Consider the following 6,461-nt stretch of genomic DNA (forward strand, 5'->3'; position numbering starts at 1 on the left):
CCGGCTCAACGGTAGCCCGCCCGGATCTATTCCCGTGCCGGTTCCCGGCGCGTTCGGGCCCCGTCGCGTGTGATGTGGGCGATAATCCGGGGCATGGCCGACAAGGGCACCAGCGACAGGGGTCGCGCCGACGACCGGGGCGAGGCCACGTCGTCGAAGCCGGCGGATCGCCAGCGGATCAGGAAGCTGGCGCAGGCCGCGCTCAACGCCGATGTGACGGTGGAGCAACTCGAGGGGATCATCGCCGACATGGGCGAGACGCTCGAGGGTCTGGGGCCGACGATGACCAAGATGGACGCGACGATCGAGAGGCTCGACGCCACCCTGGTGCGGATGTCGGGCACCCTCGACCAGGTGGACACGACCGTGGATCGGATGGCCGAGGTCGTCATGCGTCTCGAGCGGGTGGTCGCCCGGGTCGAGGTGCTGGTCGGGATCGGGGAGGCGGCCCTCCGTCCGCTCGGGGCCATCGAGTCCGCGGGCAGATCGGTCGCCGCGCGACTCGGCCTGCGCTGACGGCCCCTCGATCTCACCGCCCCGACCTCACTGCCCGACCCCATCACCACAGACGGAAGAACAGGGAATGACACCGGAAGAACACACTTTTCGCGGCCGCCACGGACACACGATCGCCTACGACGTGTACCGGCCCGAGGGCGCACCGCGCGGCGTGGTGGTGATCGCGCACGGACTCGCCGAACATGCGCGCCGCTACGGGCACGTCGCGCAACGGCTCGTCGACGCCGGCTACCTCGTCGCGATCCCGGACCACGTCGGTCACGGCCGATCGGGCGGCAAGCGGTTGCAGGTGCACCGGTTCGGCGAATTCACCGAAGACCTCGACACGGTGGTCTCGCACGTCGCCGACGACGCGCTGCCGACCTTCCTCATCGGGCACAGCATGGGCGGCTGCATCGCCCTCGACTACGCACTCGATCACCAGGACAAGCTCGACGGTCTCGTCCTGTCCGGGGCGGCGGTCCTGCCCGGCGCCGACCTGTCACCCGTCGCGGTCAAGCTCGCGCCGCTCATCGGCAAGATCGCGCCGTGGCTGCCCACCACCGCGCTGAGCTCGTCGAGCATCTCCCGCGACCCGGCCGTCGTCGCGGCCTACGACGCCGATCCGCTCGTCACCCGCGGCAAGATCCCCGCCGGGCTCGGCGGCGCGATGATCGCCACGATGCAGTCCTTCCCGCAACGCCTGCCCTCGCTGCAGCTGCCGTTGCTGGTGATGCACGGCGGAGCCGACGCGCTCACCGACCCGCAGGGCAGTCGGCTCGTCGACGACCTGGCGGGCTCAGAGGACAAGACGCTCGTGATCTACGACGAGCTCTACCACGAGATCTTCAACGAACCCGAGCAGGACGTCGTGCTCGACGAGGTCGTGAACTGGCTGCAGGGGCACACGCCCGCCGACTCCTGACCCCGACGGAACGGGTGTGGGACCGCTCGGCCCGCGCCCGTCCCGGTCAGGCCAACCGGGCGACGACCCCGGCGATCAGCACCACGACCCCGCCGATCTCGCCGACGATCAGCGCGATCATGAACGCATACGTCCCCGGGGTCGGGTCGACGAACTGGTTGTCGGTGTCTCGCAATGCGCCGTGCACGCAGTACGACACGATCGCGGCGACGAAGAAGACGACCGGCACCGCGGCGGCGACGACGTTCACCACGGTGGGAAACGAGCTCAGCTCGACCAGCGCGGCGAGGACCAGCGTCGCGAACGAATACAGCAGCGCCGCACGGTGTGCGATGTCCACGTAGAGATGTGCGGTGCGGTCCGGGGATGTCCGGATGCCGTGGTACTTCCACACGCCGAGGACGAGGCCCCACGCGAGGATCACCCCGGCGACGAGCACGAACACGATCGTGTCGGTCCCGACGAGGTCGGGGAGCCGGGGGTCGGCGGTGGCGGCCATGATCTGACGCTAGCAGCAGGCCCTCACGCCACGGGAGTGGTCGTGGTCGGCGCGGTCTCCGCGAGAGACGGAGCGGACGGGACGTCGCGCGGCGCGGTGGTCCCGGTCGCGGGGTTCTCGGTCGTGGGGGAGTCGGCCTCGGTCGGGTCGTCGGCCGAGACCTCGGCGGACGCGGGCACTCCCGACTCCTCGAGGGACTCCGGCGACGGGGCCGACTCCGACGTCGCGGCGGACTCGGAGGCCGAGGTGGTTCCCGACTCCGCGGACTCCGTCGTGGTCTCCGGCGCCGCACTCGACTCGGTGGACGACTCGAGCGCCGCGAGGACCGAGGCGTCGAGCGCGGGGGAGGCCGCGGCGGCCTGCTTCGCGGCCAGCACCACCTTCTTCTCCGCCTCCGGCTCCGGACTGCCCGACGCGGACACGAGCGTCGTCTTCGTGGTGACCGGCGGGTTGTTGCGCAGGGCGTCGAGGACGTGCGGCTTGCCGTCGTTCAGCGCGCGGCCCCAGTTCTCCCAGGTGTGTCCGCCGTAGTTCGGCAGCGAGATCACCGACACCCCGGACTGCTTGGCCTGCAACTGCATCAGGACGGTCGACACCGCCGACAGGATCTCCAGCGCGATGGCCGAGATCTGGTCTTGCGGAGCGAGTTTCGCCAGCTCGGTGGGGGTGAGGAAACCGTTGCCGGAGGAGATGACGAGGACCTGGCCGTTCTCGGCGAGCCGGCTGACGTTCTTCGACGGGTCGTTGTCGGTCCATCGTGCGCCGCCGGGCGTACCCCACATGTTGACGATGCCGTTGGCGTAGTTGGACACCAGCGTCTGCGTCGCGAAGATGCCGAGGGCGCCGATCGGGTTGTCGGTCTGGTAGTAGCCCGACATCGCCTGCACGACCTTGAACTGATCGGGATGGCGTTCGGCCAGGGTGACCGCGGGGCCGCCCGACATCGACAGGCCCACGATGGCGTTGTTGTCGCGCGCCACCCCGAACTGGCTCTCGAGATACGCCGGCAGTTCCTCGGTGAGGAACGTCTCCTGCTTGATGACCGCGTTCTCGGCACCGGCCCCGCCGTCCCAGTCGGTGTAGAACGACGACGCGCCGCCCACCGGCATCACCAGGGTGACATCGGTGGACGTGTCGTAGACGCGGGCGGCGTGCACATCGGTGGTCCAGGCCGAACGGGTTTCGCCGGCACGCATGCCGTCGAGGAGGTAGATCGAGGCATCGCTGCCGTTCGAGGCTCGGATCTGGACGATGACGTCCTTCTTCTGCGACTCCGACCAGACCTTGCAGTTCTGGACGTAGTACTTCGACGTGTCCCACTCGCAACCGTCGCGCAACTCTTCGGGGTGTCCGCGCAGCGCCTGGGCGGAGTTGGTGGAGCCGAGCACCATCCCGGCGCCGAACAGCCCGAGGGTGAGTATCGAGACCACCGAGATCCCGGTCAGGACGCGGTGTCGCGGGGACAGGCGGCGGGACTTCCCGGCAGATCCGGGGGCATGCGGGTGCGACATGGGGCTCCTGACATCGGCGGCCACCGCGACGCCGCGGTGCCGATGTCAGGGATGTCGTCGGGTCCCCTGCGAGTGTTACCGCCGGGGCGTGCTCAGGCGGATCTCGCGGCGCGGATCGCCACCTCGGCGGTCTGGTCCGGACACTCCCACCAGAACATGTGGCCGACGCCGGGCCAGCGTTCCAGGGTGGCGCCCGTGATGGCGCCGGCGAGTCTGTCGCCCTCGGCCACGCCGATCACCTCGTCGGCCTCGCCGTGCACGACGGTCGTCGGCACCGCGATCGTCGCGAGCCGGTCGCGCGTGTCGTGCCCGGAACAGGCGAGCGCCTGGTATGCGACGACCGCCGACGGGACCTTGCGACGCGCCGAGAACTCGGTGAACCGCTCGAATTCTCCGGGGCGGGAACAGAATTCGGGGGACAGGTTGACCTCGAACGCGGTCCGTGCGACACGTGCGGCGTCCCGGCTCGCGATGGCCTCGACCAGGCGTCGGGCACCGGGCGCGTCGACCGCTCCGGGGCCGCCCGCGGTGGTGCAGCCGAGCACCACACTGCGCACCCGGTCGGGTGCGGCGAGCACCAGCTCCTGGGCGATCATGCCGCCCATCGAGGTGCCCAGGACGTGAGCGGTATCCCAGCCGAGTCCGTCGAGCACGCCGCGGGCGTCGGCGGCCAGGTCGGCGATGGTGAACCCGCCCTCGGCGCGACTGCTCCCGCCGATGCCGCGATGGTCGTAGACCGCCACCGCAAAGTGTGGGGTGAGGGCGTCGAGCAGCTCGGGTCCCCACATGTCGCGGTGGGCGGACATCCCGGCGATCAGCAGCAGCGGCTCACCGTCGCCGTGGACCTCGACGTCGAGGGTGGCGCCCGAGTCGGTCGGGATCAGCATGTGTCTCCTGTGGTTCGCTTCTGTGCTCGTACTGCGTGGGTTCGTGTACCGGCTGGACTCGTGGAGTGGTTGGACTCGTGTACCGGTTGGACTCGTGTACCGGGGGGCAAAGTCAGAGTGCGGGATGAGTGCCGCTTCCGGCACCCATCCCGCACTCCGTCCGGGGGGTCGGCGGGCGTCAGGCGCCGTACCCGAGCAACGACTTGACCTCGAGGTACTCGTCGAAGGCGTAGTCGCTCCACTCGCGGCCGTTGCCGCTCTTCTTGTAGCCGCCGAACGGTGCGACCGGGTCGACGGTGGCGCCGTTCAGGCCGATCGAGCCGGCGCGGATCCGCGAACCGATGCGGCGGACCTCGTCGATGTCCTTGCCGGAGACGTAGCCGGCGAGGCCGTACTCGGTGTCGTTGGCGATCTTGATCGCCTCGTCGATCGAGTCGTATCCGATGACGACGAGTACCGGGCCGAACACCTCGGTGCGGGCGATCTCCATGTCGTTGGTGACATTGGTGAAGACCGTCGGCTTGACGTAGTAGCCGGTCTCGAGGCCCTCCGGGCGGCCGGGGCCGCCGATGACCGGGGTCGCGCCGTCGGCGATGGCGCGCTCGATCAGGCCCTGGATCTTGTCGAACTGCGCCTCGGAGACCACCGGGCCGAGCTGGACGCTGGTGGTCGGGTCGCCGACGGTGAGGTTCGGCTCGACCGACTTGGCGATCTCGGCCACCTCGTCGAGGCGCGAGGACGGCACCAGCATGCGGCTCGGGGCGTTGCAGGACTGTCCCGAGTTCATCATCATCGCGGCGATGCCGCCGGCGACGTTCTTCGCGAAGTCCTCGTCGTCGAGGATGATGTTCGGGCTCTTGCCGCCGAGTTCCTGTGCGACGCGCTTGACCGTCGGCGCGGCGGTCTTGGCGACCTCGATGCCGGCGCGGGTCGAGCCGGTGAACGAGACCATGTCGATGTCGGGATGGGCGGCCAGCGCGGCGCCGACGCCCGGCCCGTCACCGTTGACCAGGTTGAACACGCCCGCGGGAACGCCTGCGGCGTCGAAGATCTCGGCGACGATGGCCGCCGAGAACGGTGCGAGCTCACTCGGCTTGAGGACCATGGTGCAGCCGGTCGCCAGGGCGGGGGCCACCTTGCACATGACCTGGTTCAGCGGCCAGTTCCACGGTGTGATGAAGCCGCAGACGCCGATCGGCTCCTTGACGATGCGGTGTCCGTTGCGGTCCTCGCTGAAGGAGAAGCCGGGCAGCTGGGCGGCGGCGGTCATCAGGTGGCCGAGGCCGATGGGCACCTGGGCGGCGTTGGCGAGGCCGACGGGCGAGCCCATCTCCTCGGTGACCGCGGCGGCGAGATCGCCCATGCGGTTCTGGTACTCGGCGATGACCCGGTTGAGGACGTCGAGTCGCTCCTCGACGGTGGTCTGGCCCCAGGTCTCGAAGGCGCGGCGGGCGGCGTCCACGGCGGCGTCGACGTCGGCCGCGCTGCCGATCGCGACCTGGCCGGCGGCCTTCTCCGTCGCCGGGTTGATCACGTCGATGAGATCGAGCTCGACGGGATCGACCCACTGGCCGTCGATATAGAACTTGGTGATGTCCGGCATGTGAGCCTCCGTGATCGCACTGCTTCTTGTGACAGATGTTGCCTGATTCACACTGTAGGCGCTGAGGTGGTCGAGATCTCGAAAATCCCGGCAGCGGGCGAAGTCGGCGCGACACCCGTTCTGGGACGGTCGTCCCAGCAGGGCCGTTCGGTGGAGCGCGGTTCCGCAGGCGCTAGGGTCGATGCATGATCCTCATCGTCGTGAAATGGCCGATCAAGCCCGAATATGCAGATGAATGGCCGGAACTGGCACGCGAGTTCACCGAGGCGACCCGTGCCGAGCCGGGCAACAAGTGGTTCGAGTGGTCGCGGTCCGTCGAGGACCCGAACACCTACGTCCTGGTGGAGGCGTTCGAGGACGACGCCGCCGAGGCGCACGTGACGTCGGCCCACTTCAAGCAGGCCCAGCAGGAGCTGCCGAAGTACCTGCAGCGCACTCCCGACGTCATCAACACCACGATCGACGCGGACGGCTGGTTCGAGCTGGGCGAGTTCCCGGTCGGGTGAGAGCGGGCGTCGCCCTCCGACGCCGACTAGCC

Annotated in this window: 7 protein-coding genes; 3 read left to right on the plus strand and 4 right to left on the minus strand. The window is 69.4% G+C overall.

What is annotated here, in order from left to right; genetic code table 11:
• Window positions 1-93: 93 nt before the first annotated feature.
• Window positions 94-516 (plus strand): hypothetical protein, encoded by a 423-nt coding sequence (locus tag GP2_RS18960; protein WP_006902206.1) that lies wholly within the window; start codon window positions 94-96, stop codon window positions 514-516.
• Between the two features lie 67 nt (window positions 517-583).
• A complete protein-coding gene (locus GP2_RS18965; RefSeq protein WP_006902207.1) occupies window positions 584-1,423 on the plus strand; it encodes an alpha/beta hydrolase in 840 nt (279 codons plus the stop codon).
• Between the two features lie 46 nt (window positions 1,424-1,469).
• On the opposite strand, the gene GP2_RS18970 is transcribed toward GP2_RS18965, so the two are convergent.
• The 4 genes from GP2_RS18970 to GP2_RS18985 form a co-directional block, all read right to left on the minus strand.
• Window positions 1,470-1,922 carry a hypothetical protein gene (locus GP2_RS18970; RefSeq protein WP_006902208.1) on the minus strand — a complete coding sequence of 151 codons (453 nt, stop codon included), beginning with the start codon at window positions 1,920-1,922 and terminating at the stop codon, window positions 1,470-1,472.
• Window positions 1,923-1,945: 23 nt separating this feature from the next.
• Window positions 1,946-3,433 carry an alpha/beta hydrolase gene (locus GP2_RS18975; protein ID WP_006902209.1) on the minus strand — a complete coding sequence of 496 codons (1,488 nt, stop codon included), beginning with the start codon at window positions 3,431-3,433 and terminating at the stop codon, window positions 1,946-1,948.
• Window positions 3,434-3,525: 92 nt separating this feature from the next.
• Complete coding sequence (locus GP2_RS18980) at window positions 3,526-4,320, minus strand: alpha/beta fold hydrolase (protein ID WP_006902210.1); 795 nt, start codon at window positions 4,318-4,320, stop codon at window positions 3,526-3,528.
• 178 nt (window positions 4,321-4,498) lie between these two features.
• Window positions 4,499-5,923: an aldehyde dehydrogenase family protein gene (locus tag GP2_RS18985; RefSeq protein ID WP_006902211.1), complete on the minus strand. Its 1,425-nt coding sequence runs from the start codon at window positions 5,921-5,923 to the stop codon at window positions 4,499-4,501.
• Between the two features lie 185 nt (window positions 5,924-6,108).
• Here GP2_RS18985 and GP2_RS18990 point away from each other — a divergent pair, with 185 nt between their 5' ends.
• Complete coding sequence (locus tag GP2_RS18990; protein WP_006902212.1) at window positions 6,109-6,429, plus strand: putative quinol monooxygenase; 321 nt, start codon at window positions 6,109-6,111, stop codon at window positions 6,427-6,429.
• The last annotated feature ends 32 nt before the right edge of the window (window positions 6,430-6,461 follow it).

This window comes from Gordonia paraffinivorans NBRC 108238, assembly GCF_000344155.1.
GTDB lineage: Bacteria > Actinomycetota > Actinomycetes > Mycobacteriales > Mycobacteriaceae > Gordonia > Gordonia paraffinivorans.